At 69.5% G+C, this 25,350-nt stretch carries 32 protein-coding genes and 3 pseudogenes; 18 read left to right on the forward strand and 17 right to left on the reverse strand.

Annotated elements, in window-relative coordinates:
• Positions 1 to 20: 20 nt before the first annotated feature.
• Positions 21 to 257, reverse strand: coding sequence for a WhiB family transcriptional regulator (locus OG553_RS04500; RefSeq protein ID WP_405977713.1), 237 nt, complete (start codon positions 255 to 257; stop codon positions 21 to 23).
• A 58-nt stretch (positions 258 to 315) separates the two neighbouring features.
• The gene (locus OG553_RS04505) at positions 316 to 1,092 is read right to left on the reverse strand and encodes an MBL fold metallo-hydrolase (RefSeq protein ID WP_405977714.1); all 777 of its coding nucleotides are present in this window, start codon (positions 1,090 to 1,092) and stop codon (positions 316 to 318) included.
• Between the two features lie 37 nt (positions 1,093 to 1,129).
• On the opposite strand from OG553_RS04505, the gene OG553_RS04510 reads away from it, so the two are divergent.
• The 4 genes and pseudogenes from OG553_RS04510 (at position 1,130) to OG553_RS04525 (ending at position 4,144) form a co-directional block, all read left to right on the forward strand.
• On the forward strand, positions 1,130 to 2,230 hold the full coding sequence (locus tag OG553_RS04510; RefSeq protein ID WP_405977715.1) for a DUF6183 family protein: 1,101 nt from the start codon (positions 1,130 to 1,132) through the stop codon (positions 2,228 to 2,230).
• A 281-nt stretch (positions 2,231 to 2,511) separates the two neighbouring features.
• Positions 2,512 to 2,967: pseudogene (locus OG553_RS04515) on the forward strand (integrase core domain-containing protein); the annotation flags it as partial.
• 106 nt (positions 2,968 to 3,073) lie between these two features.
• Positions 3,074 to 3,235: a hypothetical protein gene (locus OG553_RS04520; protein WP_405977716.1), complete on the forward strand. Its 162-nt coding sequence runs from the start codon at positions 3,074 to 3,076 to the stop codon at positions 3,233 to 3,235.
• A gap of 318 nt (positions 3,236 to 3,553) precedes the next feature.
• Positions 3,554 to 4,144, forward strand: coding sequence for a hypothetical protein (locus OG553_RS04525; protein ID WP_405977717.1), 591 nt, complete (start codon positions 3,554 to 3,556; stop codon positions 4,142 to 4,144).
• A gap of 89 nt (positions 4,145 to 4,233) precedes the next feature.
• Here the strand turns inward: OG553_RS04525 and OG553_RS04530 are convergent, their stop codons facing one another.
• Complete coding sequence (locus OG553_RS04530) at positions 4,234 to 5,244, reverse strand: quinone oxidoreductase family protein (protein WP_405977718.1); 1,011 nt, start codon at positions 5,242 to 5,244, stop codon at positions 4,234 to 4,236.
• A gap of 69 nt (positions 5,245 to 5,313) precedes the next feature.
• Between OG553_RS04530 and OG553_RS04535 the strand changes: the two are divergent.
• Positions 5,314 to 5,445: pseudogene (locus tag OG553_RS04535) on the forward strand (IS481 family transposase); the annotation flags it as partial.
• 7 nt (positions 5,446 to 5,452) lie between these two features.
• Here the strand turns inward: OG553_RS04535 and OG553_RS04540 are convergent.
• Both OG553_RS04540 and ligD read right to left on the reverse strand, forming a co-directional pair.
• Positions 5,453 to 5,971, reverse strand: a complete 519-nt coding sequence (locus OG553_RS04540) for an HAD domain-containing protein (protein WP_405977719.1) — start codon at positions 5,969 to 5,971, stop codon at positions 5,453 to 5,455.
• Positions 5,972 to 5,998: 27 nt separating this feature from the next.
• Positions 5,999 to 7,021 (reverse strand): non-homologous end-joining DNA ligase, encoded by a 1,023-nt coding sequence (gene ligD, locus OG553_RS04545; protein WP_405977720.1) that lies wholly within the window; start codon positions 7,019 to 7,021, stop codon positions 5,999 to 6,001.
• A gap of 75 nt (positions 7,022 to 7,096) precedes the next feature.
• On the opposite strand from ligD, the gene OG553_RS04550 reads away from it, so the two are divergent.
• The 8 genes from OG553_RS04550 (at position 7,097) to OG553_RS04585 (ending at position 11,150) form a co-directional block, all read left to right on the forward strand.
• Positions 7,097 to 8,197, forward strand: a complete 1,101-nt coding sequence (locus OG553_RS04550; RefSeq protein WP_405977721.1) for an ATP-dependent DNA ligase — start codon at positions 7,097 to 7,099, stop codon at positions 8,195 to 8,197.
• Positions 8,198 to 8,307: 110 nt separating this feature from the next.
• Complete coding sequence (locus OG553_RS04555) at positions 8,308 to 8,499, forward strand: hypothetical protein (protein ID WP_327361134.1); 192 nt, start codon at positions 8,308 to 8,310, stop codon at positions 8,497 to 8,499.
• Positions 8,486 to 9,007 carry a DUF6879 family protein gene (locus OG553_RS04560; RefSeq protein WP_405977722.1) on the forward strand — a complete coding sequence of 174 codons (522 nt, stop codon included), beginning with the start codon at positions 8,486 to 8,488 and terminating at the stop codon, positions 9,005 to 9,007. The genes OG553_RS04555 and OG553_RS04560 overlap by 14 nt, the downstream gene beginning before the upstream one ends.
• A complete protein-coding gene (locus tag OG553_RS04565; protein ID WP_405977723.1) occupies positions 9,004 to 9,834 on the forward strand; it encodes a helix-turn-helix domain-containing protein in 831 nt (276 codons plus the stop codon). The genes OG553_RS04560 and OG553_RS04565 overlap by 4 nt, the downstream gene beginning before the upstream one ends.
• A gap of 65 nt (positions 9,835 to 9,899) precedes the next feature.
• Positions 9,900 to 10,112, forward strand: coding sequence for a hypothetical protein (locus OG553_RS04570; RefSeq protein WP_405977724.1), 213 nt, complete (start codon positions 9,900 to 9,902; stop codon positions 10,110 to 10,112).
• Complete coding sequence (locus OG553_RS04575; RefSeq protein ID WP_405977725.1) at positions 10,112 to 10,336, forward strand: hypothetical protein; 225 nt, start codon at positions 10,112 to 10,114, stop codon at positions 10,334 to 10,336. Before OG553_RS04570 ends, OG553_RS04575 begins: the two co-directional genes overlap by 1 nt.
• 50 nt (positions 10,337 to 10,386) lie before the next feature.
• Positions 10,387 to 10,611 (forward strand): DUF397 domain-containing protein, encoded by a 225-nt coding sequence (locus tag OG553_RS04580; RefSeq protein WP_405977726.1) that lies wholly within the window; start codon positions 10,387 to 10,389, stop codon positions 10,609 to 10,611.
• Positions 10,612 to 10,685: 74 nt separating this feature from the next.
• Positions 10,686 to 11,150, forward strand: coding sequence for a hypothetical protein (locus tag OG553_RS04585; RefSeq protein ID WP_405977727.1), 465 nt, complete (start codon positions 10,686 to 10,688; stop codon positions 11,148 to 11,150).
• A 252-nt stretch (positions 11,151 to 11,402) separates the two neighbouring features.
• On the opposite strand, the gene OG553_RS04590 is transcribed toward OG553_RS04585, so the two are convergent.
• On the reverse strand, positions 11,403 to 11,603 hold the full coding sequence (locus tag OG553_RS04590) for a hypothetical protein (protein ID WP_405977728.1): 201 nt from the start codon (positions 11,601 to 11,603) through the stop codon (positions 11,403 to 11,405).
• Between the two features lie 274 nt (positions 11,604 to 11,877).
• Here OG553_RS04590 and OG553_RS04595 point away from each other — a divergent pair, with 274 nt between their 5' ends.
• Both OG553_RS04595 and OG553_RS04600 read left to right on the forward strand, forming a co-directional pair.
• On the forward strand, positions 11,878 to 12,096 hold the full coding sequence (locus OG553_RS04595) for a hypothetical protein (RefSeq protein ID WP_405977729.1): 219 nt from the start codon (positions 11,878 to 11,880) through the stop codon (positions 12,094 to 12,096).
• 29 nt (positions 12,097 to 12,125) lie between these two features.
• Complete coding sequence (locus OG553_RS04600) at positions 12,126 to 12,284, forward strand: hypothetical protein (RefSeq protein ID WP_405977730.1); 159 nt, start codon at positions 12,126 to 12,128, stop codon at positions 12,282 to 12,284.
• A gap of 773 nt (positions 12,285 to 13,057) precedes the next feature.
• On the opposite strand, the gene OG553_RS04605 is transcribed toward OG553_RS04600, so the two are convergent.
• Positions 13,058 to 13,276 carry a hypothetical protein gene (locus tag OG553_RS04605; protein WP_405977731.1) on the reverse strand — a complete coding sequence of 73 codons (219 nt, stop codon included), beginning with the start codon at positions 13,274 to 13,276 and terminating at the stop codon, positions 13,058 to 13,060.
• Between the two features lie 480 nt (positions 13,277 to 13,756).
• On the opposite strand from OG553_RS04605, the gene OG553_RS04610 reads away from it, so the two are divergent.
• A complete protein-coding gene (locus OG553_RS04610; protein WP_405977732.1) occupies positions 13,757 to 13,897 on the forward strand; it encodes a hypothetical protein in 141 nt (46 codons plus the stop codon).
• 221 nt (positions 13,898 to 14,118) lie between these two features.
• Here the strand turns inward: OG553_RS04610 and OG553_RS04615 are convergent, their stop codons facing one another.
• The 7 genes from OG553_RS04615 to OG553_RS04645 form a co-directional block, all read right to left on the reverse strand.
• Complete coding sequence (locus OG553_RS04615; protein ID WP_405977733.1) at positions 14,119 to 15,153, reverse strand: hypothetical protein; 1,035 nt, start codon at positions 15,151 to 15,153, stop codon at positions 14,119 to 14,121.
• A 2-nt stretch (positions 15,154 to 15,155) separates the two neighbouring features.
• A complete protein-coding gene (locus OG553_RS04620) occupies positions 15,156 to 15,611 on the reverse strand; it encodes a hypothetical protein (protein WP_405977734.1) in 456 nt (151 codons plus the stop codon).
• A 176-nt stretch (positions 15,612 to 15,787) separates the two neighbouring features.
• Entirely contained in the window at positions 15,788 to 16,048 is a 261-nt protein-coding gene (locus OG553_RS04625) for an HNH endonuclease (RefSeq protein WP_405977735.1), read from the reverse strand.
• A complete protein-coding gene (locus OG553_RS04630) occupies positions 16,048 to 16,305 on the reverse strand; it encodes a hypothetical protein (protein ID WP_405977736.1) in 258 nt (85 codons plus the stop codon). The genes OG553_RS04625 and OG553_RS04630 overlap by 1 nt, the downstream gene beginning before the upstream one ends.
• An 860-nt stretch (positions 16,306 to 17,165) precedes the next feature.
• The gene (locus tag OG553_RS04635; protein ID WP_405977737.1) at positions 17,166 to 17,573 is read right to left on the reverse strand and encodes a hypothetical protein; all 408 of its coding nucleotides are present in this window, start codon (positions 17,571 to 17,573) and stop codon (positions 17,166 to 17,168) included.
• A 144-nt stretch (positions 17,574 to 17,717) separates the two neighbouring features.
• On the reverse strand, positions 17,718 to 17,864 hold the full coding sequence (locus OG553_RS04640; protein WP_405977738.1) for a hypothetical protein: 147 nt from the start codon (positions 17,862 to 17,864) through the stop codon (positions 17,718 to 17,720).
• Between the two features lie 53 nt (positions 17,865 to 17,917).
• On the reverse strand, positions 17,918 to 19,399 hold the full coding sequence (locus OG553_RS04645; RefSeq protein ID WP_405977739.1) for a recombinase family protein: 1,482 nt from the start codon (positions 19,397 to 19,399) through the stop codon (positions 17,918 to 17,920).
• 67 nt (positions 19,400 to 19,466) lie between these two features.
• On the opposite strand from OG553_RS04645, the pseudogene OG553_RS04650 reads away from it, so the two are divergent.
• A pseudogene (locus OG553_RS04650) lies at positions 19,467 to 19,619 on the forward strand (ATP-dependent DNA ligase); the annotation flags it as partial.
• Here the strand turns inward: OG553_RS04650 and OG553_RS04655 are convergent.
• Positions 19,583 to 21,076, reverse strand: coding sequence for an NAD(P)-binding protein (locus tag OG553_RS04655; protein ID WP_405977740.1), 1,494 nt, complete (start codon positions 21,074 to 21,076; stop codon positions 19,583 to 19,585). The pseudogene OG553_RS04650 and the gene OG553_RS04655 overlap by 37 nt on opposite strands.
• 136 nt (positions 21,077 to 21,212) lie before the next feature.
• Here OG553_RS04655 and OG553_RS04660 point away from each other — a divergent pair, with 136 nt between their 5' ends.
• Complete coding sequence (locus OG553_RS04660; RefSeq protein WP_405977741.1) at positions 21,213 to 21,740, forward strand: NUDIX hydrolase; 528 nt, start codon at positions 21,213 to 21,215, stop codon at positions 21,738 to 21,740.
• Here the strand turns inward: OG553_RS04660 and OG553_RS04665 are convergent.
• Together OG553_RS04665 and OG553_RS04670 are read right to left on the reverse strand one after the other, a co-directional pair.
• Positions 21,737 to 23,827 carry a DHA2 family efflux MFS transporter permease subunit gene (locus OG553_RS04665; protein ID WP_405977742.1) on the reverse strand — a complete coding sequence of 697 codons (2,091 nt, stop codon included), beginning with the start codon at positions 23,825 to 23,827 and terminating at the stop codon, positions 21,737 to 21,739. The genes OG553_RS04660 and OG553_RS04665 overlap by 4 nt on opposite strands.
• Positions 23,828 to 23,876: 49 nt before the next feature.
• Positions 23,877 to 25,232: a 6-phospho-beta-glucosidase gene (locus tag OG553_RS04670; RefSeq protein ID WP_405977743.1), complete on the reverse strand. Its 1,356-nt coding sequence runs from the start codon at positions 25,230 to 25,232 to the stop codon at positions 23,877 to 23,879.
• Between the last annotated feature and the right edge of the window lie 118 nt (positions 25,233 to 25,350).

The raw sequence follows: 25,350 nt of genomic DNA on the forward strand, positions 1-25,350 counted from the left end.
CGGGCTGCCGTCCGCGCCGCTCAGCCGCGCGGACGCAGGGCGGAGCGCTCCGCCTCCGACAGGCCGCCCCACACCCCGAAGCGCTCGTCGTTCGCGAGCGCGTACTCCAGGCACGCCGCCCTGCCCTCGCACGCCCCGCAGAGCCGCTTCGCGTCCCGGAGCGAGGACCCCGGCTCCGGGAAGAAGAAGCTCGGGCCCGTCTGGGCGCACAGGGCCTGGTCGTACCAGGCGGGGGCGGCAATGGAGTTCATCGACATGCGCCGATCGTGGACGCGCCGGATGGACGTCCGATCAACACCCGATCAACAGCGGTACTCAGGCGATCGGGAAGACGGCTCCCGGGTCGGCGTGGTCGACGGGGCCGGAGAACCGGGCCGCGGCGCGGGCCACCGCCCGTGCGGGGGTGAGGGCGCGGCCGACGTGGGTCACGACCAGCCGTGCCGCCCCGGCGGCGGACGCCGTGTCGCCGGCGTCCTCCGGGGTGTGGTGGACCTGCTGCTCCCCGTCGGCCGGGGGCCGGTCGCTCTCCGCCTCGCACAGCAGGACGTCGCAGCCCTCGGCCAGCCGGGTCAGGGCGGGGCACGGGGCCGTGTCCCCGGAGTAGACCAGGGAGCCGCCGCCGTCCGCGTCCACGCGCACGGCGAAGGCCGGGATGCCGTGCGCGACGGCCCGGCTGGTCAGGGTGAGGGAGCCGACCCGCGCCTCGTGACCGTCGTACAGCTCTTGGACGGCGAAGGCCTCCTCGACGGGGCTGCGGGTGGCGGAGTTGGTGAGGAAGTGCACCAGCCGGTCCGCCGTGCCCGGGGGGCCGTACAGGGGGATGGGCGCGGGAAGCCGTATGTCCGCGTACAGGGCGGCGTAGTAGGCGGTGAGCAGGTCCGCGCTGTGGTCGGCGTGCAGGTGCGAGAGCCAGATCGCGTCCAGGCCGTCCAGCGTGACGTGGCGCTGGAGCTGCGCCAGCGTGCCGCTGCCGGCGTCCACCCAGACCCGTGTGCCGCCGCCGTCCACCAGATAGCCGGAGCACGGGTTGTCCACGCTCGCGTAGGGGGTCGCGGATCCGAGGACGGTGAGCCGGAGACGATCACTGGTCATCCGGCGAGTGTAGGGCGCGCGAACTAGGGTGACGATCATGGAAGACATACAGGACGGCTCAGACCAGGACGACTTCGCCCGGGGCGACTTCGTCCGGGGCGAGGCGGAGCGGCGGGCGGCCGCGGGTGACTTCGGGTACCTGCGGGAGCTCGGGGAGCGGCTCGCCGACGGGTACGAGGAGGCCTCCGCACGGGCGCGGACGTACGGGGAGCAGCGGGCGCACGTGGTGCGGGTGCTGGCCCTCACCCCCGGCCGGGAGAGCCTCACGGAACTGATGCGGCTGGTCGACGGGAAGCGGTCCGCGTCGGACTCGCGCGGACTCGCCTCGTTCCTCGCGGAGCACCAGTCGACCGACGATCTCGCCGCGGCCGTCTTCGGCCGGCCCGGGGTGGGGGCGACGGACGAGCTGGGGCCCTGCCTCTTCCACGAGCTGCTGCTGCGGGGCGCGGACGTGGCGGGGATCCCGCGGCCGCGGTCCTCGCACACCCTGGCCTGGCTGCCCCGGCGCCTGCGCGACTTCGAGGCCGGAGCCGAGTTCCCGCGCCGCTCGGTCAGCGGCTCCTCCTACGGGCTCGGGACCGGGATGCCGGCCGAGGGCCGCGTCGACCCGCCGGTGCCCCGCACCGCCGACCGCTCGGCGCTGCGGAACTCGGCCACCCGCGAGGTCCACGAGGCCATCGTCGCCGCCCCGGAATCGGGCGACTGGGGGAACGCCGACGCCTGGGTCTTCCAGCTGGACGAGGCCCTCGACCCCGAGCGGGTCCCCGCCCTCCTCCCCACGCTGCCCATGCCCTGCACCGACGTCGGAACCACGGCCCGCTTCGAGGTCGCCCGCACCCCGCTCGGCGATGTCTGGCGGCCGCTGTTCGCCTCCGCCTCCATGGGCGGGATCTACGGAGGGGGCGTCGGCGGTGCCTACGGGCGGATGTGGGCGTGGCGGTCGATGGCGGGCCTGGCCGGCGCGGCACCGGGTGCCGACGCGGAGGAGGTGGAACGCCTGGCCCGCGCGACCACCTGGTTCCGCTTCGAGGCCGACTCGGGCTGGTTCCACAACGAGATCGGCTCCGACTACGGCATCGCGGCCCTCTCCCCCGACCACCGCCGCCTGGCCGTCCTCGCGGCCACGGACACCGACTAGGCGTGTTGTCCCGGGACGTTGGTGACACCCGTGCCGGGGTTCTTGAAATGGGTGAGGGCCTCCGGGTTCGGTGTGGATTGCGACATCTCCTCCGCCTGCGGCGGGAACACCGCATCGGCCCGCTGCGGCTCGCGGTCCGATGCCACATCGCGGCCTCGACCGCCCACCGCATCCTGAACCGTCACGGCCAGCCGCCCCTGGCCGCCCTGGACCGCGCCACCGGCGAACCGGTCCGCCGCTACGAACGCGCCCGCCCCGGCGAACTGGTCCACATCGACGTCAAGAAACTCGGCCGGATCCCCGACGGCGGCGGCCACAAGACCCTCGGCCGGGCAGCCGGCAGCCCGAACAAAGACCGCCGCAACGGCGCCGGATACGCCTACCTCCACACCGCACTCGACGACCACACCCGCCTCGCCTACACCGAAGACCTCCCCGACGAGACAGCCCCCACCTGCGCCGGCTTCCTGGCACGGGCCACCGCCTGGTTCGCTTCCCTGGGCATCAGCCCCCGCTGGACACGGCCCTGGCGCCCGCAGACCAACGGCAAGGTCGAACGCTTCCACCCCACCCTGCTCGACGAATGGGCCTACCACCGTCCCTACACCTCAGACCACGAACGCATGGAAGCGTTCACCGACTGGCTGCACTGGTACAACTACCACCGGCCCCACACCGGAATCGCAGGCCAGACACCCGCCAGCCGTGGCACCAACCTGTCCGGACAACACACCTAGGCCGACCCAAAGCTCTGAGCTTGCTCAACCCACGGTTGAACCTGTTCCTGGGGAGGGCATGGTGCTCCCACCAGCGGAAACCAGAGCAACGGGAGACACGGTGGAAGTGGCTCTGACCATGGCGGCGGTCATCTTCGTGGTGGCCGTCCAGATCCTGTTCGGGCGCAAGGGCCGACGCCGACGCAAGTCCCTGTGGGGCGATGGCGGGGGCGATTCCTGCGGCGGCGGCTCCTCCTGCGGCTCGTCCGGCGGAGGCGGCGGCGACTGACCCCGGAGAACAGCCGCGCCCGGCACCGACAGCTGCGTCAGCGCGGGGGCGTGGCCAGCCAGTGGCGGGCGATCCATTCCCGGGTACCGCCCGGCCAGGCTGCGGGCGACGGCTCGGCGCCGTACCCGACGAGATCGCGCTGATGCCCGGACGCGGCCCGCACCCTACTAGCGATCCGTCGTCAGCCGCACTGCCGCGCCAGGTCCCGGGGCTGGCGGCGGGCCATCCGGGCGGGGCGGTCGGCCCGTACGGCATGGCGACCGGATGTCCCGGCATCTCGGGGCGGATGCTGGTGCTTCCCCCCTCCAGGAGAAGCACGTGAGCGATCCGCGCACCCGAGTGCCCCGGAGGCAGGCGCCCGCCCCCGCGGGCGAGGACGTTCCCGCTCCCGGGGTCGTCGGCATCGGACTCGCTGCGGTGCTGACGTTCGCGCTCGCCCAGGGCTCGTGGCAGTGGTTCGCCACGTTCATCGGGGTGACGCTCCTCGCGGTGCTGCTTGCCTTCCAGCGGCGGGCGCGGTGGACGCCGGACATCCGCTCCGCGTACATGCGCGGCCTGATCGCGTACGCGCTGGTCGTAGGCCTGTGCGTGGCCATCGCGCTCGCCCCCCTGCTCCAGCGCCAGGCCTGGCTGTTCCCGATGCCGGGCACGCGCGGCCAGTGCGAACTGCAGGGCAGGTACGAAGCCCTGAAGACGGAGGCGGCCCTCGGCAGCCTCTCCGGCAGCGACGGCACGGCCCTGGCGTTCGCCCAGGACGCAGCGGCCCGCGAGGCGGTCGCCGAGTGCCTGGCCGCGACGACGACCCTGTGGCTGCCTCTGTACGGGGTCGGGGTGGCGGTGCTGGTGGGTTCGGCCGCCTGGCTCCGCGACCGGGCCCAGGCCCGGCCTGATCCGGAAGACACGGACTAGGTGTTACGTCCCGGGGGGATCTTGGCGATGGCGGTCGGCCATGCCCTCGGCATCTCGGTCTCCAAGATCCCCGACCTCGTCACCCGCGATCAGCTCTGCGTCTCCTCGCGGCGTCCAATAGCGGCCGCATCGGGTACGAGGAGCAGCTTGCCGGTGGTGCGCCGAGCCTCCAGATCGCTGTGGGCCTGGGCGGCCTCGGACAATGCGTAGCGGCCCGTTACGGTGACCTCAAGCGCCTTGGAGCGCACCCACTCGAACACATCGGCGGCCCGTCGGAGCAGTTCGGACCGATCGGCGATGAAGTCCCCGAGGCTGGGCCGGATCAGGGTCAGCGAACCGCCTTGGGCGAGCCGAATCGGATCAAACGGAGGCACGGCACCACTTGCCGCGCCGAAGAGCACGAGATGGCCGCGGGTTCGCAGGCTGGCGAGGCTCGCATCGAAGGTGTGCGCGCCGACGCCGTCGAAGACGACCGGCAGTCCCTGACCACCGTTGAGCCGCCTCACCTCGGCTGCGAGATCGTCGACTGCGGAGGAAAGGATCACCTCGGCGGCCCCGGCACGCTTCGCCAGCTCTGCCTTCGCCGTGGTCGACGTCGTGCCGATCACCCTGCCGCCGAGATGGGTGATGAGCTGGGTCAGAAGCAGCCCCATGCCGCCGGCAGCCGCATGCACGAGCACCGTGTCGCCTCCCTGAACCGGGTAGGCGTCCTTGACGAGATAGTGCGCGGTCATGCCTTGGAGGAGCACGGCGGCGGCTGTCTCGAAGCCGATGTCGTCGGGCAGCGGCACCAGCCGGGAGGAGTCCACGACGGCCCGTTCGGCATACGTGCCGGGAGTCTCCACCCAACCGACCCGGTCCCCGACTGCGACGTCGGCGACGCCGGGTCCGACTTCGACGACCGTGCCGGCGCCCTCAGCGCCCGGGGTGAAGGGCAGCGGGAGGCTGTACCGGCCTTCGCGGTGGTAGACGTCGAGGAAGTTGACCCCGGATGCGGCGACCTCCACGACCGCCTCGCCCGGACCCGGCCGCGGCAGGTCCACCATGGCCTCCTGCAGCACCTCGGGACCGCCCACTTCGTACACCTGAATCGCTCGCATGACCCTCCAATATCGGCTCATCCCCCACCAACCCCGTTGATGGCGATCCGATTCCCGGCAAGCAGAGCAGCCCGCCCCTACCGGTCAGACATCGAACGCCGCGAAGCGTTCCCCGGCTGGCTCCACTCCTGCAATCACCACCGCGGACACACCGCACTCGCAGGCAAACCACCTGCAAGCCGCGTCCCCAACCAACGAGGCAGTACACCTAGGACGCCGGCGGGGCGTGCGCTGGTGCGCCCAGCCAGCGGGACAGCACGGCGAAGTCCGCGTCCGTCAGGCCCGTGCGGGGGTCGACGCGGTGGAGGAGCACGGGGGCGGGGTGGTGGGTGGCGGCCCAGGTGCGGTCGGCGGGGGTGATCTCGTCGTCGGCCCAGGCGAACGGGCGTCCGCCGGCCCGTTCCAGGATCGTGCGGGTCTTCCAGTGGAGGCCGTCCCGGCCCTCGTCGTCGGAGGGCTCCGGCCAGTGGAGCACCGGCAGGCGCGGCAGGCCGAGGCGCGGGGAGAGCGTCTCGTTGGCCTCGTCCTCCCAGGTGGTGGCCCACACCAGCTCGCACGGCAGCGCCAGCAACCGGGGCCCGAGCCCGGGGTCGAGCCGGGCGAGCAGGGGATGGCCGGACTCCTCCCCCGGCCCGGCGGCCGTGCGGTAGCCGGTCCCCCCGAAGGGGATCAACGGGCCGTCCACGTCGAGGAAGAGCAGCGGGAGCGGTGAGGCAAGGACGGCCATGCCACCAGCCTAGGACGGGGCCGGCGGTCAGTCCTCGTGTTTTGCGCGGCTCGGTTGGACGCGCTTGGGTTCGCCCGGCATTTTCGGGTAGTCCGGGGGGTACGGCATGTCGCCCAGGCCGTGTTCGTGTTCGTCGCGGGCCGCGAGTTCCAGGACGGGGTCCAGGCTGAAGGCGTGGTCGTCCATGTCGGCGTGCAGGTCGCCCAGTTCGGCGAAGCGCGCCGGCATCGTCACGATGTCGAAGTCGCGCGGCTCGGCGTCGTCCAGCTCGTCCCAGCGCAGCGGCGCCGAGACCGGGGCGTGCGGGCGGGGGCGGACGGAGTAGGCCGAGGCGATGGTCCGGTCGCGGGCCGTCTGGTTGTAGTCGACGAAGATCCGTTCGCCGCGCTCCTCCTTCCACCAGGCCGTGGTGACCTTGCCCGGCATCCGCCGCTCCAGTTCCCGGCCGAGGGCGATGGCGCAGCGGCGGACCTCGGTGAAGGTCCAGCGCGGGGCGATCGGGACGAAGACGTGCAGGCCCCGGCCGCCCGAGGTCTTGGGCCAGCCACGCAGTCCCAGTTCGTCCAGCAGCGCCCGCAGTTCGTGCGCGGCGGCCACCGCGTGGTGGTAGTCGGTGCCGGGCTGCGGGTCGAGGTCGATGCGCAGTTCGTCGGGCCGGTCGGTGTCCCCGCGGCGCACCGGCCAGGGGTGGAAGGTCAGGCAGCCCAGGTTGGCGGCCCACAGGACGGCGGCCGGCTCGGTCGGGCAGATCTCGTCGGCCGTGCGGCCGCTGGGGAAGGCGATGTGCGCGGTGGGGATCCAGTCGGGCAGGTTCTTCGGGGCGCGCTTCTGGAAGAAGGACTCGCCCTCCACCCCGTCCGGGTACCGCTCCAGGGTGGTGGGGCGGTCGCGCAGGGCGCGGGTGATCCCGTCGGCGACGGCCAGGTAGTACTCGGCGACGTCCCGCTTGGTGAGGCCGCGCTCCGGGAAGTACACCTTGTCCGGGCTGGACAGGCGTACCGCCCGTCCGCCCGCGTCGAGCTCGATCGCACCACCCGCGCTACCGCCCATGGGCGCCACGGTAGGCGGGTGCGGGCGGACGCGCACACCGAGCGGGCCCGGACGTACCACCGCAGAATCGGGGGCATGGATCTGCCGGTGATGCCGCCCGTGAAGCCGATGCTCGCCAAGGCCGTGAAGAAGATCCCGCCCGGGATGCAGTACGAGGCCAAGTGGGACGGCTTCCGGGCGATCGTGCACCGCGACGGGGACGAGGTGGAAGTCGGCAGCCGTACCGGCAAGAGCCTGGCCAGGTACTTCCCCGAGCTGGTGGCGGCGTTGAAGGAGAACCTGCCGCCCCGCTGCGTGGTCGACGGGGAGATCGTCGTCGTGCACGGCGGGCGGCTCGACTTCGACCGGCTGAGCGAGCGGATCCACCCGGCCGCCTCCCGGGTGAAACTGCTCGCCGGGACGACGCCGGCCAGCTTCGTCGCCTTCGACCTGCTCGCCCTCGGCGACGACGCCCTTCTCGACGCTCCGCTCGCCGAGCGCCGCAGCGCCCTCGTCCACGTCCTTTCCACGGCCCGGCCCCCCGTCCACCTCGCGCCCGCCACCACCGATCCCGCGCTCGCGCGGGAGTGGTTCGAGCGGTTCGAGGGCGCCGGGCTCGACGGGGTCGTCGCGAAACCCCTCGATCTCCCCTACCGGCCCGACGCCCGCCTCATGTTCAAGATCAAGCACGAGCGTACGGCCGACGTCGTCGTCGCGGGTTTCCGTTTCCACAAGAGCGGTCCGATCATCGGATCGCTGCTGCTCGGGCTGTACGACGGCCAGGGCACCCTCCAGCACGTGGGCGTCTGCGCCGCCTTCCCCATGAAGCGCCGGGCCGAGCTCGTCGAGGAGCTCGAACCCCTGCGCATGCCGGATCCGGCCGGCCACCCGTGGGCCGCCTGGGCCCAGGAGTCGGCGCACGAGAGCGCCCGGCTGCCGGGCGCGCAGAGCCGCTGGACGGGGAAGAAGGACCTGTCCTGGGTGCCGCTGCGCCCCGAGCGGGTCTGCGAGGTGGCGTACGACACCCTTACCAACAGGATAGAGGGAGAGGAAGCGAGCGGTTCGGGAAGGTTCCGGCACACGGCCCGGTGGCGCCGCTGGCGGCCCGACCGCACCCCCGAGAGCTGCACCTACGATCAGCTCGAAGAAGTGGTGGGCTACGACCTCGACGAGGTCCTCGGCTTGAAGGACACGTAGACACGCCCGGTTTCCCGTTCTCTCAACCGTGATCCCTTGACCCTGGCGACTCCGGCTCGGGAGCATCGAACGCGGCACTTCCGCCGCACGGGAGAGGGGAACCGGAAGCCATGAAGGTGACCAAGCTGATCAGCACCTGTGACCTCAAGGACTGCCCGACGATCTACGCGACCGACCGGGGTACGTTCCTCGTCCAGGGTGAGACGCCCACCGACCACGGACTCAAGATTCCCGCTCACGAAACCCTCGTGGAGATCCCCGTCGAGCTGATCAAGAAGGCCATTGCCGATGGCCTCATCTAGCACCCTCGCCGGGCTCTTCGAACGGTTCCAGCACGAGGCTTTCCGCCTGGAGACCCTGGACGACTACAGCGGCTCCGGGAACGTCGATGCCTACCGAGCCTTCCAGGCTGGCCAGCCGCAGCCGGACGGCTACAACGCCGGATGGATCGAAGAACTCCGGGGCCTCGCCCACGAGGGCAAGCGGGTGTACCGCGTGCACGTCCTGAAGCGCCCCCTCACGGAGTACCTCCGCTTCGAACTGGGCTGGGGCTATCGGACGAACATGACCGGTGGGGAAGAGTTCTTCATCCTCGACGTGACGGACGCACCGAACCCGCTCGAAGGCGCCCCGGACTTCTGGCTCTTCGACTCCAAGGACACGGCCGTGATGCGGTACAACGACGCCGGGGGGTACCTCGGCGCCGACGTTCTCCCGCAGGACGAAGCCGCCGCTTACGTCGCCTACCGGGAATCGGCACTGGCTCACGCGGAGCCGTTCACCGACTGGTGGGCCAAGTACGGCGAGTGAACAAAGCACAGCTTGGGGCCGCGCTGCGGGCACTGCGAGAGGCATCCGGCAAGGAAGCCAAAGCGGTAGCCCGTAGCGCCCTCATGTCCCCGTCCAAGCTCTCGAAGATTGAGAACGCCAACCTCCTCCCGAGCGCCACGGACGTTGAACGCATCCTCACGGCCCTCGGAGTGTCCGACGCCATCAAGGCCGAGTACACGGAAGCGGCCCGCGCGGCCACCACGGAGGCCACAGCCTGGCGCCTCCTCAAGCGAGCCGGCATTCACAAGGGCCAGCAGGCAGCGAAGGCCCTGGAAGCTCAGATGGCCGTACTGCGGCTGTTCCAACCCGCCCTGGTACCCGGGCTGCTTCAGACACCCGAGTACATCCGGGCCATCCTCCAGCGCCACGACCTGAGCGAAGACGCCCTCACCCGCACCATCAGTGGAAGGCTTGAGCGCCAAGCCGTCCTCTTCGACAGCACGAAGAAGCTGCGCTTCGTCATTACCGAACCCGTGCTTCGGTGGCGGATCGTCTCCCCGCAGATGATGGCCGCACAGCTCGACCGGATCGTCTCCGTATCCCGCTTGGCTCACGTAGACATCAGCGTCGTACCGCTATCCGCCCCACAAGCGGACATCGCGAACCACGCCTTCGTCATCCGTGACAACCGGATGGTGACCGTCGAAACCGTCCACGCCGAGATAGTCGTAACCGATCCGCGAGACGTAGAGGTGTACGTCCGCAAGTTCGAAGGATTCGAGAACTCGGCCCTGTCGGGCGACGGAATGCGGAACCTCGTCGAGAGCATCCGAGACGGATTCTTGAGGGAACAGGAAACAGGCTAGGAACGCCGATCTGCCCTGGTCACTATTGCTGCCGACGCAGCGACGGCGACCGCGAGGGGTGCGACATGGCGAGGACAAAGAAGGCGGAGGCTCCGGAGCTCGACCGGGATGTCTGGGAGTACCTGACCTATGCCCCCGGGCGCACGTGCTTCGCCTGCTCCCAAACGGTCGAGCCGCTTGACCCCGTCCGCCGGGGAGTTATCGACCGCGTGTCGGGGGCACCCACCGTCATCTACCGCCACGACAAGTGCCCGAAGCCTCAGGCTGTGGCCGCCTGATGGAGATGCAGACCTGGCGGAACGGCAGAGCGAAGGCCACCGACGCCTCAGAAGCAATACGGGCAGCGCTCGCCTCCCTCGGAGTACCCGAGTCGGCGTGGAGCGGCATACGGCCCACCGTCACCTACAACGGGCTCCCGTACGTGCACCTGGGGATGTTGCCCGCTGACGTGGTGGAGCAGATAGCCGAGGCCATGAGGGTCACGGAGACTTCCGCCCGCTAGGGGTGGGAGACGGCCTGGTACGGCCGTCAAGCAGATCAGGAAGGGCAACGATGACCGACCTGTACGCGCTCAACATCGACACGGCCGCCTTCTCGAAGGCGTGCGGAGGCAACACCCACCCGGACGGCGAGGCTTGCGTGACCCTCGCCAAGATCGGCCCCGACGCGTGGGCCCTGGGTGACAGCAAGCGGCCGGACGCGGAGCCGCTGCGCTTCACCACGGCGGAGCTGGACGCGGCGGGCATCGACCCCGCGCGCTTCGACCTCTCCGCCTAGCACCACCTGAACTGACGGCCCTGCCCTCTTCGCCGACGGGTGGGGCCGTCGCCATCTCTCGGAACGGAGCACCAGTGCACCATCACGGCTACGCATGGCTCGGAGAGAAGCAGGACTTCGACAAAGAAGGTGTCCGCCGTCCCCCGGGAGAACCACCGACTGCCGGAAGCCCGCAAGAGGTCATCGACCGGTACCGGCAGGCAGTCACCGCGTTTCCCGTGATCGGTATGCCGCCAATCCAGACAGCGCACTGGCTGATGAAGCCGCCCTCGACAATCCGAGGGACATGGTCGGAGCCGAAGGAGGCCGGCGAATGGCTGAGCCTCCAACTCGCAGAGTTCGCAACACGTTTCGCCTCCACCCAAGACGCCGACGCAACCCGGCTCGTACTCCTGGTCAGGTCCGCTGTGGAGCGGCTGACGTGGGGCGGAGACGTATCCCTCGGCCACTACCTCAGCGGCACCGTGTTCCACTCCGTAGCCCTGGTGACCTGCTCACCGAACCGCGCCGAACCGCAGCTTCGCTGCCCTCTCGGCTAGAACGACTCGAGATTGCCCCTTGCCGGGACCGGAGAGTCTCACGTGGGTGAGGTCGCTCCGGACCAGGTGGCCACGTACGAGCCGATCTACACGGCGTAGCGCCTACCACCTTGGAAATTCCCAAGGTGCCTACCGCGAGTTGAGGGCCTGATCTACCCAAGCGTGCAGGTCACGGAATCGCCGACACAGGCCAACTCGATACACGAAAAGGCCCCAACCTCCCTCGCAAGGGAAGCCGGGGCTTCGTTCGTCTCAACCATCCGGGAGCAGGTACCTGAACCGTTCCTCAAGCTCTACGGGCGCCTTAGCCAAGCACGACTCGTAGTTCGTGTTCTCCGGGATCGGCAGACCGTTGGCGAGGTAGTAGGCCACGTTCTGTACCCAAGCCCGGTAGTGGGGGTTCTCCGACACGGCCGCGTGGTCCAGGTGAGGGTGTAGGGCTTCGTTCGTCATCAGATCACTCGTCCTTCGTTCACACAGGACACACAGGCCCCGCGTCGGGTTGGGTGGGTGTGCATGTGGAAGCTGCACCAGCCCTCGGGATGAGTTCGGGCTGGAGGCCAAATACGGATGGCGGCCAGGGTGCCGCCAGGCACTACGTAGCGGGACTTCGGGTGATGGCCGAGAAGTTCGTCGGATCGTTTGGGGACTGGTCCGCGCTTAGCCATGGGAGAACCTCCTTCAAGGTCGGGATGCGGGTGAGACGGCCCTGCCGGAGGCTGGGGCCATGGAGAGACGCGTAGTCGTATATCCGCCGGACGAGCGCGGGTGGCGGAAGGTCCGGTACGACGGGCAGATCCTCGGGACCGCCTACCAGGCGAGCGATGTGGTCGAGTTCCTGCGGGAAGCCGGCCATCCGGACCCGGACGGCGTGAACCTCACGGACGAGACGCTCTTCGAGTTGCGCGGGGGAGGCCCTGAGACCTGGGCTGACTCACCACCGTGACCGCCGCTGAGCATGATCGTTGGCAGCTCATGAACAACATCAAGCGTTTCCTCGCAGCGGTCGCCCTTGCAGCGGCCGCGCTGTCCTTCGCCCCTGCCGCGCATGCTGACGCACCTCGGGGCGACATCTATGCGGATGGACTCATGGAGTTCACGGATTGGGACAATGGGTACGGCGCCTGGCGGTAGTCGCCGCGTGGCCACACGCAAGCCCTCCCGGCTTGAACTGGGAGGGCTTGTCCGTGACCAGCCGCAGCGGTGATCGTTGGCGAGGTATGAACAACATGAAGCGAGTAGCCGCAACCCTTGCCCCTTGCGGCGGCCGCAATGGCTGCTGCCACCACCGCCCACGCTGACACGCCTGCGGGCACGTCGCTTATCGACGTTCTGAGCAAGAACGGGGGCGGCGTGTTGAACGAGCCTGCGCATTGGCAACAGGGGATTCTGACCTCTAGGAACCTCAACGCCTCAGAGGACAACGGTCGGCTACTGGGACCGCTCTGAGCGCAGCGCGCACGGAAGCCCCTCTTCGGCGTTTGCCGGGAGGGGCTCTTTCGTGATCCACGCCACTCACCCTGTGTAACCCCGGGGCTACCCTCATGTTGGGAACCCCGGGCCAAGCTGAGCTGCTATCACGTCCCGGTCAAAAACCTTGATCAATCGGGGGTCCCCCCGCACCCCGTGCACGAGGGTTTAGCGCGACGAAAGCGGAAGTGTTTGTCAAGTTCGACAACAAAGTTTCACTTAGCTTGAAGCTTTCATTTCTTTGTTTCTTTGAAAGTGTTGAAGTCTTCTTCACTCGCATAAGTCACTGATTCCACGTGTGTGTATGTGGTGGTGCAGTGTGGTGCACACGTAGAGCGGGTGCGTGGCTCACATATGCAGGCGTATTGAGTGAGTGTGTGGCTACATCTAGAGGCTGAATCAGTTATTCACTGACGTTTAGCTGTAGTGGTGAGGTGCTACGGGATCCGGGGCGCCTGGGGGCGAGCGGCCTGGGTGGGTACGGGCCTCATCCCGGCTGACACCCCGTTGTAGCCGGTCGAGCGGATCCGGCGGTCCGGGCCGACCAGGACGGCGCCCACCTGCGAGCGGTGGCAGTCCCCCCGGGCCGCGACGGCCTCGGCGATGCCGACGAAGTACGTACCCCAGTCGTGCCGTTCGATGGTTTGGATGTCCAATCTCCTGTCTGACCTGGGGGTTTGACGCTGCGGGGAGTGCCGGTAAGGTTGTCCCCGCACTGCCCCGAACGCTTAGGCTGCGAACGGCTAGCGGTGCCGACGAGAAATCCTCTCGACGTGATGCCTTTGTTTTCTCATTCTTGGGTGGACCGATCACGGGCCCCTTGGAATGCAGCTCTTGGCGCCAGGGATACGTACCTCGCCAGGGGGCCCGCATGCAGTACCGCAGTACCTGAGCATCGGTCCTAGTTACCCCGATCTCGACGAATACTCCACGACCGACCACGGTCAAGGGGGCACGGCCTAGCGGGCGCCGTGTTTGACAGGGACACCTGTCTTCGTTGAGGTCGGCCTCCCCTAGCGGGGGTGTCGCCCATCGAGGACGCACGCCAAATACCGCTGAGAGGGAACGATGTGAACGCCACCACCGCCTTTAAGGTCATCCTCAACAACCCCACGACGCTCGCCGTGCTCGGGGTCGTGACTCTCGTGGCCCTGACGGTCTTCGCGAAGCTCTACACGTTCCGCCTCTCCATGCGCGGCGCGAAGCCCTCCGAGCGGCCCGCGATCATGCGCGAGTACCGGAACATGTGGCAGCTGCGGAAGCCGCCCCGCTACTGATCGCTAGACCGAGCCGGCCGCCTCCCCCGCTACTCCTCGAAGAAGCGGACGAGGCGGCCGTAGGTCTGCTCGCCCTGATGACGCGCGAGCCGTTGTCGAGGGCGGGGTGGAGCCTCCGCGGCGGGACTTTGGTCCTGTGGCCGGCATGGTCGTTAGTCCCGGCGATGCGGGTACGGGAAGGGCCCGGCGGTTGTCTCCACCAGGGCCCCACGCTGCTCGGGTCAGATGCTGTGGCCGAACGGCGTCAGCGCGGTCCGGCCATCCACGAGCGCGGCCGCCTGCTCGGGCGTAAGCACCTCCTGGCCGAACACCCTGTAGTGCTGCCGGAAGGCTTCGATGGTGGCCTCACGGCTCTCATGCGCCTTCCAATCGAACGGGGCCTCATGGGCCTTCTCGTACTGCGCAGCGTCCATGGACAGCACGGGATCAGTGACCAGCCGCTCCCACAGAGACGGGGTTCCCTGAAGAGCAGTCAGCGCTTCCGAGAGAGCCGCAACGTCCGCCAGGGGCTCAGGGGCCCCGCCCTCGATACCCAGACCCGCGCGAGCCGTCTGGACGTGGCCAGCAAGCGCCAGGGCTTCACTCATCGCGGGAAGTAGAGCCTTGACCGCTTCGGTCAGTACCGGCGCCACCTGAGCGGTGCGCTTCTGGCGAGCCTTGAGGATCGAGTTGTGCCATGCCGGGAGACCCTTGCGGGTCTCGTCCTCGACTTCTCGGTAGGTGTCCTCCAGAGCCTCAAGGAACGCGTTCCGCTTGAGGCAGGCGTCCTTGTACTTCGTCGCCGTCGCGACGCGCTTGGCCTCAATGGCCTTGGACTTATCGCCCGGGTCCTTACCTTCCTTGGCAGCCGTGACCATGGCGGCCTTAACGTCTGCCCCCTGAGCGTGGTACTCCTCGCACAGAACCTCGGCTGTCTCGTCGATGGCGGTCAGCTTGACGTGCAGCTCGCCCATCCGCTTGCGGGCTTCCTGGACCCCCTTCGGGGCGTACTGGAGGGGGAGACCCCTGCCGGTGAAGTCCTGAGCCTCTATGCTGTCGAGCCACTCAAGACGAGACCAATCCGTCGGATCAGAGACACCAGCGGGAAGATGGTTCGGGGGCATGTCGTGCGCACCGATCGACGTGTAAGCGGCACGAGTCTTCGCCGCAGCCTCCCCCGCCTTCTCCTTGTAGTAGGCAGCCCGCCGGTCGATGTCCCGCTGCGTAATCGGCGATCCGTGAAGGTAGCCAACAAACTCGGGGTTGCTCGTGTTCATAGTCAGTCTCCGTAAATAAGGGTGTCTGCGTCCGCCAGAAGGACGGCCTTCTTGTCTCGGATGGCCTGAGCTGAACGCTCGGCTGCTTCGGTGGCTTCGCGCATGGCGCTTGCATCGGCGGCCTTCGCTTCGTCCTCGGCGCGCTTCTGTGCGCTGAGGGCTGCCAGCCGCTCGGTCTCTTCTCGTTCGAACCGAGCACGCGCGGCGGTCACTATCCGCTCTGCGTCCTTCGCGCCGAAGGAGATGCCGAGGAGGTCGCCCGGGGTGAGATAAGGCTTGAGCGCCCCGTTCTCCTCGATGAGGACCGGGAACCCTTCTCCAGTGGCAATCAGGCCACCGCCGCCCATCTGCGTCTTCATGGCCCAGCCGAATACCTGCGCTGAGTAGCAACGGCGCGGCTTGTCGGCTGCGAAAAACCAATAGCGAATGTCGCCGGCCTCGCGGATGAAGTTCTTCACGGCGTCTTCCCTTCTCCGGTCTTGTCCGGACAGATCGGATAGCCAGCGGCCGGCTGAGGGCCGTTGGCGAACTGGTGGCAGCGAGCCTTGCCCCTACGGGCCTCCCAGTTCTGAGGCGTGTCTGCGCGCCACGGGAAGTAGATTTCTCGGAAGTTGTCAAGGTCATCGAACATCGCTTAATCCTTTGTGTGTTGATTTCGAGTACGGCCGCGAGAAGATCGGTCCTTCATGTTTTGCTTGTGCGTACCGATCTCCAGATGGAGCGGATTGACGCACGGCGGGTTATCGCAGCGATGGCGAACAACCTGCTTGTTATTAATGGGGCCGTACGCCACGGCGTAGTAATAGCGGTGCGCTAGCTGCAACTTGCCGCCACGGCAGACAAGGCCATAGCCGCGATTTTTCTTGCTCTTGGGCCACTCGATGCAGTCAGGCATCAGATCAGCCCCCGCTCGGCGAGATAGTCAATGTCCGCCTCAACGACGGACAGGGGTACGTTCAACTTGTAGGCGATGCGCTCAAGCGGCATGCCCCACTTCAAGGCCCGCATTCGGACCACGTTCCGGCGGGAAGCGATGTGCTCCTTCAGGAAGGGAGCCCGCTTCATGTCGATCCCCGTGAGTCCTAGGTACTCCTCGACCAAGGGCTCTCCGTAGAGGGCGGCCCGGTAAGGGCCCGTGAGTACCTCGTTCACGTAGTGCCGCCTTTCCTGTGAAATGGAAAGGCCCCCGCCGGGACGCTGGCGGGGGCCGTTCTGTTCGTTCCTTCACTAGGTTCAATACGTGGAACACAAGTGCAGGTCAGGCGGTGGGCGGGTTACTCATGTGTCGTAGTAGCCCGGCTGCTTCTTTCGCTCAAGCCACCGGAGGTAAGCGGGCGAGCGGTTGGCCTCTGCTATCTGCCGGTTACGTTCAAGCTGGGGTCGGCGCTCCTTCCGGACCCTGGCCACACGGAAACGCGCATTGGCGCTGTGCGCCTGCTCAGCGACCTTGGAACAGTCCGGGCACCTGCCGGGCCACCGGCCCGACGATCGAGGGCGTACGACCAGCACCAGGCCTTCACAGTCTCGGCAGGTGACCCGGTAGAAGACGTGGCTCCGCGGCCGAAGAACGCGGCCCCCGGTCTCGGCCGTAACCCACGTGTCCACGAAGCCATAGGGCTTCGATGCGGACTGCTTCCGGTGCTGCTTGGCTGTCTGGTGGTCCATGGTGCTTCTCCTGTGTGGTCGTGCCGGCCGTGACGGCAAGTCAGGCCCAGGGAACGGACTCTGTCCGTCCCCGCGCGGTGGTCATCAAGTCGGGTTGGTGGTGAGCTGCCGAGCGAGGAGCGAGGTAGTAGCTGGTGGTTGCTGATCTCGTAGGGCCATCCCGGAGAGATCAGGGGGCTCCCTTGGTCCCGCCCCCTACGCGGAGGAGGCCAAGCTCCCTCCTCGGTCGCCTGTCGTCAGAGGGGACGAGCTACTCGTGACCTCCCTCTTCGGTCGGCCGCTCCCTAGTAAGAAAGAGCATCTAGTCTTCACAGGGCTCTGACCTGCGTGTTTGCCTAAGTGGATTCTCAGATCTGAGAAAGGATGGAGCGGGCCCACTCGGCCGCAGCGACCGTGCCGACCTCCAGGTCCCGAGGATGAAACCACTGGCCGTTGTCGAACCACATGCCGTGGCAGCCGTCGGGGCACTGCCGTGAGTGCCGCTTCGCTACGTCGTGGTGCAGCCACCCCGCATTGACCACGAGCCGCTGAGGGCTGCTCTCCGGGCTCAGCGCACCGGCGGCCACCAGTTTGGAGATGGTGGTGTACAGGGTCTGCGTAGCGAGACCTGTGGCCTCTACGGCGTCCTTGACGCTGTCGTGGTGGACGTGACCCACGCGGTTCATGGCGTTGGCGGCGTACAAGAACAGCTGGAAGTCTGCGGAGACCTTGACGGCCTGCTTGGGGAACTTCCATTTGGCGAACAGTCGGCTCATGCTTCCTCTCTTGGGGTCTTCCGGTCCAGCCTGCGGGAAGGCTTCAAGCGACCGCGAAGGGTGTATCCAACCGCCACATCCCAGTTACAGATCGCGGACATGTGACGACCCATGAGAAAGGGCCCCGAATCCGGGGCCCTCTTCTCACTGCTCCTTGCGGAGTTCTTCTAGCTGGCGCTCCAAGCGCTCCAGCGTCATCCTCGCGGCCTTTTGCTGCGCGACGCCCTCCACTGTGGGGGCGGTGCGCCGTAGACGCTTCACAGTCGCCTCAAGGCGTTCAATCTCGGTCATCTCTATTGCCACGAGACTACGAGAACACGGGCTGCAACGTGTAAGCAAAATGATCACGAACCATTACCACGCTTGGGTTTTTCCAGGAGACCCCACCTAAGCCAGCCGGACGGGGCTTCAACGTTGATGCGCCCGGAGCCGATGCCCTTGGGCTTCCTCGGGTCCACCCAGAGCTTCACGCCGATGCGGCGCAGCTCAGCGCCCTTCCCAAGCAGTGCCGCCGATTCCCAGAAGCGGCCGTACGTCTCCCCCGTCGGAGTCCACTGCTCGGACTGCGGTACGACCGGTTCGACCTCCAGCTCCCGGAGCTTGCCCCTCAGCTCCCCCAGCCGGCGCCTGTAGCCCTCGCGGTCGTCTTCCCAGTCTCCGTCTTCGTCCTGGCGCCTTAGGCGACTTATGCGCACCTTCAAGTCATTGATCTCCGGCGTGTAGTCAACGCCCGGGACTACCTCAAGTAGATGGCGTTCTACACCCGACGCCATCAGGCGCATGTACGCGTCAAGGACTTCCCACAGCTCCTTAGCCGCAATCGTCTTAACCGGGCAGTTCAACGTGTTGCAGTGGTAGCGGCCAAGATGCTCCGTACCGTCCGCATAGTCGGGCTGCGGTAGGTAGTGGAACTTCTTAGTGCACTCAGGGCACCAAATGACGTCGGCAAGCGGGTTAGCGTTCGCTCGTGGCGGCTTAATCGTTCGCGCCCGCGCGTCCATCTCGCGCTGTACCTGTTGGAAGAGGCCCATAGTGATGAGCGGCTTAGCTCGACTGTTGCCGTGGCTGTCTTCGCCAAGGAGGTTCGCGCGCGAACGGAGCATGTTCTTCACCGTGCGGTGGTTCCATTGCCCCCTACCCGTGGACGTGGGTACATGGAGGTCTAGCCATGCGGCGATCCGCAGGTACGACCAACCGCCCGTCCCGTTCTCTCCGAAGAGGAACATCTCGATCATCCAGTGAAGGACATCGACGGGGGACCATGTCCTACGGTCGGCAACAGTGGAGAAGAGAGGGACCGTGTCCGGTACGAGCCGCCAGTTGCCCTTGCCGCCCGTGATTCGGTAGCCGTACGGAACCGTTCCGCCGTGCCAGCGGCCAGCCTCCCGAGCTCGCGCCCGGGAGTCCCGGTTCCGCTCCTGGATCGCTTCCCACTCCCACCCACCGACCATGGCGAGCAGCTCGGCGTGGGCCTTCCCCGCGCGGGTTCGGGTGTCCACGCCGTCGGCCGAGACGAGAAACTTTCCGTGCTCCTTGCACCACTCGAAGAAGAGGTAGATGTCTACGGGGCGGCGGGTGAGTCGGTCGATCTTCTGGACGGCGATGCCGTCGTACAGGTCGGGCTTCTTGAGCCAGGGGCCGAGCGCGGGACGCTTGAAGAGGTGGACTTCCCGGCCGGACACATCCCGGTCACGGGCGATCTCCACCAGGGTGCCGCGGTGCCTCGCGGCTACGCCCTGGACGTCCTTTTCCTGGCCGTCGAAGGAGTCGGACCAGTCCCGTCCCTTCGACTCTCGCAGCGCCCCCAGTAGCCGTACCTGACCCATGTGCGGATCTTCCCTCCATGCTCCGGCACTCGCCTGTCGAGGGCCGTTGGAAGGGGGTCGGTACGCGGTGCGGTACGACCACATGGAGGGCGACCGCTTCCGGCACACCGCGCAGTTCGCCCGCTGGCGTCCCGACCGCACGCCGGAGAGCTGTACGTACGGCCAGCTGGAGGAGGTCGTCGGCTACGACCTGGCCGAGGTGCTGGGCGACACCGGCTGAGGGGTCGGCCCGCTCCCGGCGGCGGTGAGCGCCTCCCATTCGGCCCGGTCCGGGCCCACCGCGTTCGGTGTCCAGCCCGGCCGGGCCGTGAGCCAGCTCGCCACCCGCGCCCGGACGGCGGGGTCCGCGTAGGCGCGCTCGGGCGGCTCGGCCAGGTGCCGGACCCTGGCCCGGGCCCGCATGACCTCCGGGTCCTCCAGCGCGCACTCGAACAGCGCGGCCGCCTCCCGCGCCCGGTCCGCCCGACGGGGCCCGCCTGACGGCGCCGAGTCCCCGGCGCCCCCGGGGCCGGCCCCCGCCGCGAGCCGCTCCCCCACCGCAGCGTCCGCCCCGACCTGGAGGTCGAACCACGGCTTCAGGGTGCGCAGCGCCCACCCGTGGTACCCGGCGGCGAAGCCGAAGGACCCCGGGTCCCGGTGGGCCGTCCGGGCCACCCGGTCGGCCGCCCACAGCGCGAGCGAAGTCCCCTGCCCCAGGGTCGGGTTGGTGTGGGTGAGCGCGTCGCCGACCGGCACGAGCCCGGTCGCCACCGGGCCCCGCCCGTCGGCCGGCGGGCTCCACCGGTTGTCCAGGCCCGCGGTCGCGAGGACCCCCGACAGCGGCTCGGCGCCCAGCCCCAGCCAGGCCGCCCCGGGCGGGAAGGCCCGCGCGGCGGCCTCGAACACGGCCGGGTCGCGCAGGGCGGCGCGGGTGGGGTCCCCGGTGTGCGCGAACACGGTGACGGCGAAGACCCGGTTGTCGGACGGGAAGACCGCGCAGCCGGCGAAGGCGCCGCCGGTCACCGTCCACGGCCTGCGCGGCCCCTCCTCCGTGCCCTCGGGCAGCCGGTACCAGCGGCAGAAGTACGCCAGGCCCGTGCGGTGCCGCTCGACGGGGGCCGGACGGCAGCCGGCGGCGGCCGCCAGGCCGGCGGAGCCCCCGCGCCTGCCGGACGCGTCCACCACGAGGTCGCCCGCGTACGCCCCGCCCGCGGTGGTCACCCCGGTCACCCTGACGCACGGCCCGGCCCCGGAGCCGTCCGCGCGCGCCAGCCCGGTGACGGGCTCCCCGTACCGCACGACCACCCCCGGCTCCGCGCGCACCGCGGCGGCCAGCGCGCTCTCCAGCACGATCCGGCGGGCCTGGATCATGACCAGGTCCTCGTCTCCCGGCCGTGCGGGCGGCCGGACGTCGAACCAGTCCAGCTCGTGCCGCTCGCGGGCCCCGAGCCGGAGCATCCCGGCGTGCACGTCGGGCAGTTCGGTGCGCAGCAGCCGGCGGGCGGCGCCGAGCAGGACGTGCGGCTGGGCCGCCTGCGGTACGCCCGGGCGGTGCCAGCCGAAGAAGTCGCGGTCGAGGGCGGTGCCGGGGGCGCGGGTGTCGCGTTCGAAGACCTCGGCGGTGTGTCCCCGGCGGGCTGCCAGGAGGGCGGTGGCGAGCCCCGCGATCCCTCCGCCGATGACCAGCAGGTGTGCCATGGCTTCCCCCGAACAGGCGTCCCGTACGACGATCCGACCGCCCAGAGCCTGCGCGTACGGGTACCGGCCGAAACTCGTACAGCCGTCCGAACGGCTCGCCGGGCCCGGCCGCCGCCCCACCGGCGAGAATGACGGCATGGCCAGCGAACATGAGACCGCACCCGGCGCCGGATCCCGCCCCGGAGATTCCCCGACCGCCCGAGCCGTCGCCGGGGTCCACGCGACCGTCGGCGTCGGCGTGATCGTCCTCGGCGCCGACGGCCGGGTCCTGCTCGGCCAGGCCCACGACGGGAACTGGGAGCTGCCCGGCGGCAAGGTGGACCCCGGGGAGCGCTTCGAGCAGACGGCCGCCCGCGAGCTGGCCGAGGAGACCTCGCTGCGGACCGAGCCCGGGGACGTCGAGCTGCTGGCCGTCCAGCTCCACGCCCGCCCCGAGCCTCCGACCCGTCTGACGGTGGCCGCCCTCACCCGTTCGGCCGAGGGCACCCCGGCCGTCACCGAGCCGCACAAGATCGCCCGCTGGCGGTGGTTCGTCCCGGAGGAGATCCCCGGCGCCCTCTACCCGCCCTCGGCGGCCGTCCTGCGCGCCTGGCGCCCCGACCTCACGTCCCTGCCGCCCGTCCCCTCCCACGACTACCCCGCCAGGGCCACGCGCGGCGACTAGGCGGTGCGCCGGGGCGCGAAGTTGCCCTCGCCCAGGTCCTCGGCCAGCAGCCGCTTGGCGATCGCGTCGGCCGCCGCCCGCAGCTCCTCGCTGCGCGGCCGGCCGCGGTCCTGCTCCAGCCGGTCGCCCAGCCAGTCCGCCCAGGCCCGGGAGATGACCGCGGCTTCGCGCTCGCCGGCCCGGGTGTGGGCGAAGAAGCCGTTCTGCCTGGTCAGGAAGCCCTCCTCCACCATCCGGTCGAAGACCGGCAGCAGTACCTCCGGCGGCAGCGACAGCCTGGACGCGATCAGCCCCAGGCTCGCGTGCCCCACGGTCCGGGTCATCAGGTCCACCTGCATCACCGCCCACGCCCCCGCCATGTCGAGCCGGGTGTCGGAGGCGTGGACGATGGCCCGTGCCGTGTCGGGCCCCATGTTCCGCACGAGCTTGCCCACCGCGAGCTCCAGCAGCTTGGCCGAGTCCCCCGAGGCCGTGGCCGGGGAGCCGAAGCCGTCGCCGATGTCGGTCGAGCCCGCCCGGGCGCTGTCGCGCAGCCGGACCTGCTTGAGGAAGAGCGCGACGACGAAGCCGACGCCGGCCACCGGCACCGTCCACAGGAACACGGTGTGCAGGGCGTCGGCGTACGCCTGGATGACCGGGCCCGCCTCGGCCGGGTCGAGCCCGTGCACCCCCTGCGGGCTCTGGGCGGCGGTGGCGAGGCGCGCCGGGTCGGCCCCGGTGGCGCGGGCCGCCTCGGCGACCCCGGCCTTCAGTTCGGGCTCCAGGCTGTTGGCGTAGATCGTCCCGAAGACCGCGGTGCCGAAGGAGCTGCCGAGCGTACGGAAGAAGGTGACCCCGGAGGTCGCCGTGCCGAGGTCGGCGTAGTCCACGGTGTTCTGCACGGCGATGGTCAGCACCTGCATGCACAGGCCGATGCCGGCGCCGAGGACGAACATGTACGCGGACTCCGCCCAGGCGCCGGTGCCGGGGCCCATCAGCGACAGCAGGTAGAGGCCCGCGCCCATGACGGCGCAGCCGACGATGGGGTAGATCCGGTACCGGCCGGTCCTGGAGGTGGCGTTGCCGCTGAAGACGGAGGCGATGAGCAGGCCGATGACCAGCGGCAGGGTCCGTACGCCGGAGAGGGTGGCCGAGTTCCCGTCCACGTACTGGAGGTAGGTCGGCAGGAAGGTCATCGCGCCGAGCATGGCGAAGCCGACGACGAAGCTGAGGACCGAGCACACCGTGAAGACGGGGTTGCGGAAGAGCCGCATGGGCAGCATCGGTTCGGCCGCCCGGGTCTCCGCCAGGCAGAACAGGGCGAGGGCCAGCGCGCCGCCCGCGAAGAGCCCGATGATCACCGGCGAGCTCCAGGCGTACTCGTTGCCGCCCCAGCTGGTGGCCAGGATCAGGGCGCTGGCCCCGGCGGCGACGAGGGCGATGCCCAGGTAGTCGATGACGGGCCGGCCGGCGGCGCGGACCGAGGGGATGGTGCGGGCGGCGGCCACGACGACGAGGACGGCGACGGGGACGTTGACGTAGAAGGCCCAGCGCCAGCTGAGGTGGTCGGTGAACAGGCCGCCCAGGAGCGGTCCGATGACGGTGGCGACGCCGAAGACGGCGCCGATCGCGCCCTGGTACTTGCCGCGTTCGCGCAGCGGGACCACGTCGGCGATGAGCGCCATGGAGGTGACCATCAGGCCGCCGGCGCCGATGCCCTGGAGTCCTCGCCACAGGATGAGCAGGGTCATGTTGGCGGCGAGGCCGCACAGGAAGGAGCCGGTGATGAAGACGACGGCGGAGATCTGGAAGATGACCTTCCGGCCGAAGAGGTCGCCGAACTTGCCGACCAGGACCGTCGCGACGGTCTCCGCGAGCAGGTAGGCGGTCACCACCCAGGCCATGTGGGCCGCGCCGCCGAGGTCGGCCACGATGGTGGGCAGGGCGGTGCCCACGATCGTCTGGTCGAGTGCGGCCAGCAGCACGCCCAGCATGATCGTGCCGAAGACGACGTTGCGCCGCCGCCGGTCCAGCACGGGGGGCGCCGCGGCGACGGCGGGGGCAGTGGTCACATCTCGCACTCTCACAGCGCCCCCACCGCACCGCATGCCGCAAGCCGCCGTACGGGTGAGCCCCGGTCCGGCTCCGGTGGGGGCGTCAGCGCAGGTGGGCGAGGCCCGGGTGCTGTGCCGCGTACCCGTCCAGCAGCCGTCGGGCCACCGTCACGGAGTCCACCAGCGGGTGCAGTGCGAAGGCCTTCACGGCGTCGGCCCGCGAGCCGCTCGCGGCGGCGGCCAGTACCGCCCGCTCCGCCGCCTTCACCGAGGTGACCAGCCCTACCGCGTGCAGCGGCAGGGGTGCCACGGACACCGGGTGGGCGCCGTTGGCGTCGACCAGGCAGGGCACCTCGATGACCGCGTCGGCGTCGAGCACGGACAGCGTCGGGCCGTTGCGGACGTTGAGGATCAGCGTGGCGCGCTCGTCGCGGGCGATGGCCCGCATCAGCGCGAGGGCGACCTTCTCGTAGCCGCCGGACTCCAGGTCGCTCTCCTCGCGCTCCCCGACGCCGGCCACCTCGCGGTTCTCCGACATGTACGTGGCCTCGCGCTCGGCCCTGGTGCGGTCCCAGGCGGCGAGCGCCGCCCCGGCGGGCTGCTCCGCCCGGCCGGCCTCGGCGTAGAAGCCGCGCTGCTGGTCGCGGAGGAAGGCGCCGCGGGTCTGCTTGGCCTCCTGGTAGGCCCGTACGGTGTCGCGGTTGAAGTAGTAGTAGTGCAGGTACTCGTTGGGGATCGCGCCGAGCGAGCGCAGCCAGTCGGCGCCGAACAGCCGTCCCTCCTCGAAGGACTCCAGGGCCTCGGGGTCGGCCAGCAGCCGGGGCAGTTCGTCGCGCCCGCCGATCCGCAGGCCGCGCACCCAGCCGAGGTGGTTGAGGCCGACGTAGTCGATCCAGGCCTCGCCGGGCCGGGCGCCGAGCAGCCGGGCGATGCGGCGGCCGAGTCCGACGGGCGAGTCGCAGATGCCGATGACCCGGTCGCCGAGTTCCTCGGCCATGGCCTCGGTGACCACCCCGGCGGGGTTGGTGAAGTTGATGACCCAGGCGTCCGGGGCGGTGCGGGCGATCCGGCGTGCGATCTCCCGGGCCACCGGCACCGTCCGCAGGCCGTACGCGATCCCGCCCGCGCCCACGGTCTCCTGGCCCAGCACGCCTTCGGCCAGTGCGATCCGCTCGTCCGCGGCACGGCCCTCCAGGCCGCCGACGCGGATGGCGGAGAAGACGAAGTCGGCGCCGCGCAGGGCCTCGTCCAGGTCCCCGGTGGCGGTGACGGCCGGGGCGTCCGCCGCTCCGGAGGCCGCGGCCTGGTCGGCGAGGACCCGGGCCATGGCCGTGAGCCGGGCGGGATCCTCGTCGTAGAGCGTCACGTGGGACACCCGGCCCTCGGCGCGGTCCGCCAGCAGTGCCCCGTAGACGAGCGGGACGCGGAATCCGCCCCCGCCCAGGATGGTCAACCGCATGCCCATTTCCGCCCTTCCGCCGTCGTGGCCGCTGCCACGGCCCGGGGGTGCCCCGGGCACGGGCGAAGCCACGACTCCGGCGACGCCTTCGGAATGCCACGATCCGTGGCATCCGCGC

The sequence above is a fragment of the Streptomyces sp. NBC_00158 genome (assembly GCF_045160885.1).
Lineage (GTDB): Bacteria > Actinomycetota > Actinomycetes > Streptomycetales > Streptomycetaceae > Streptomyces.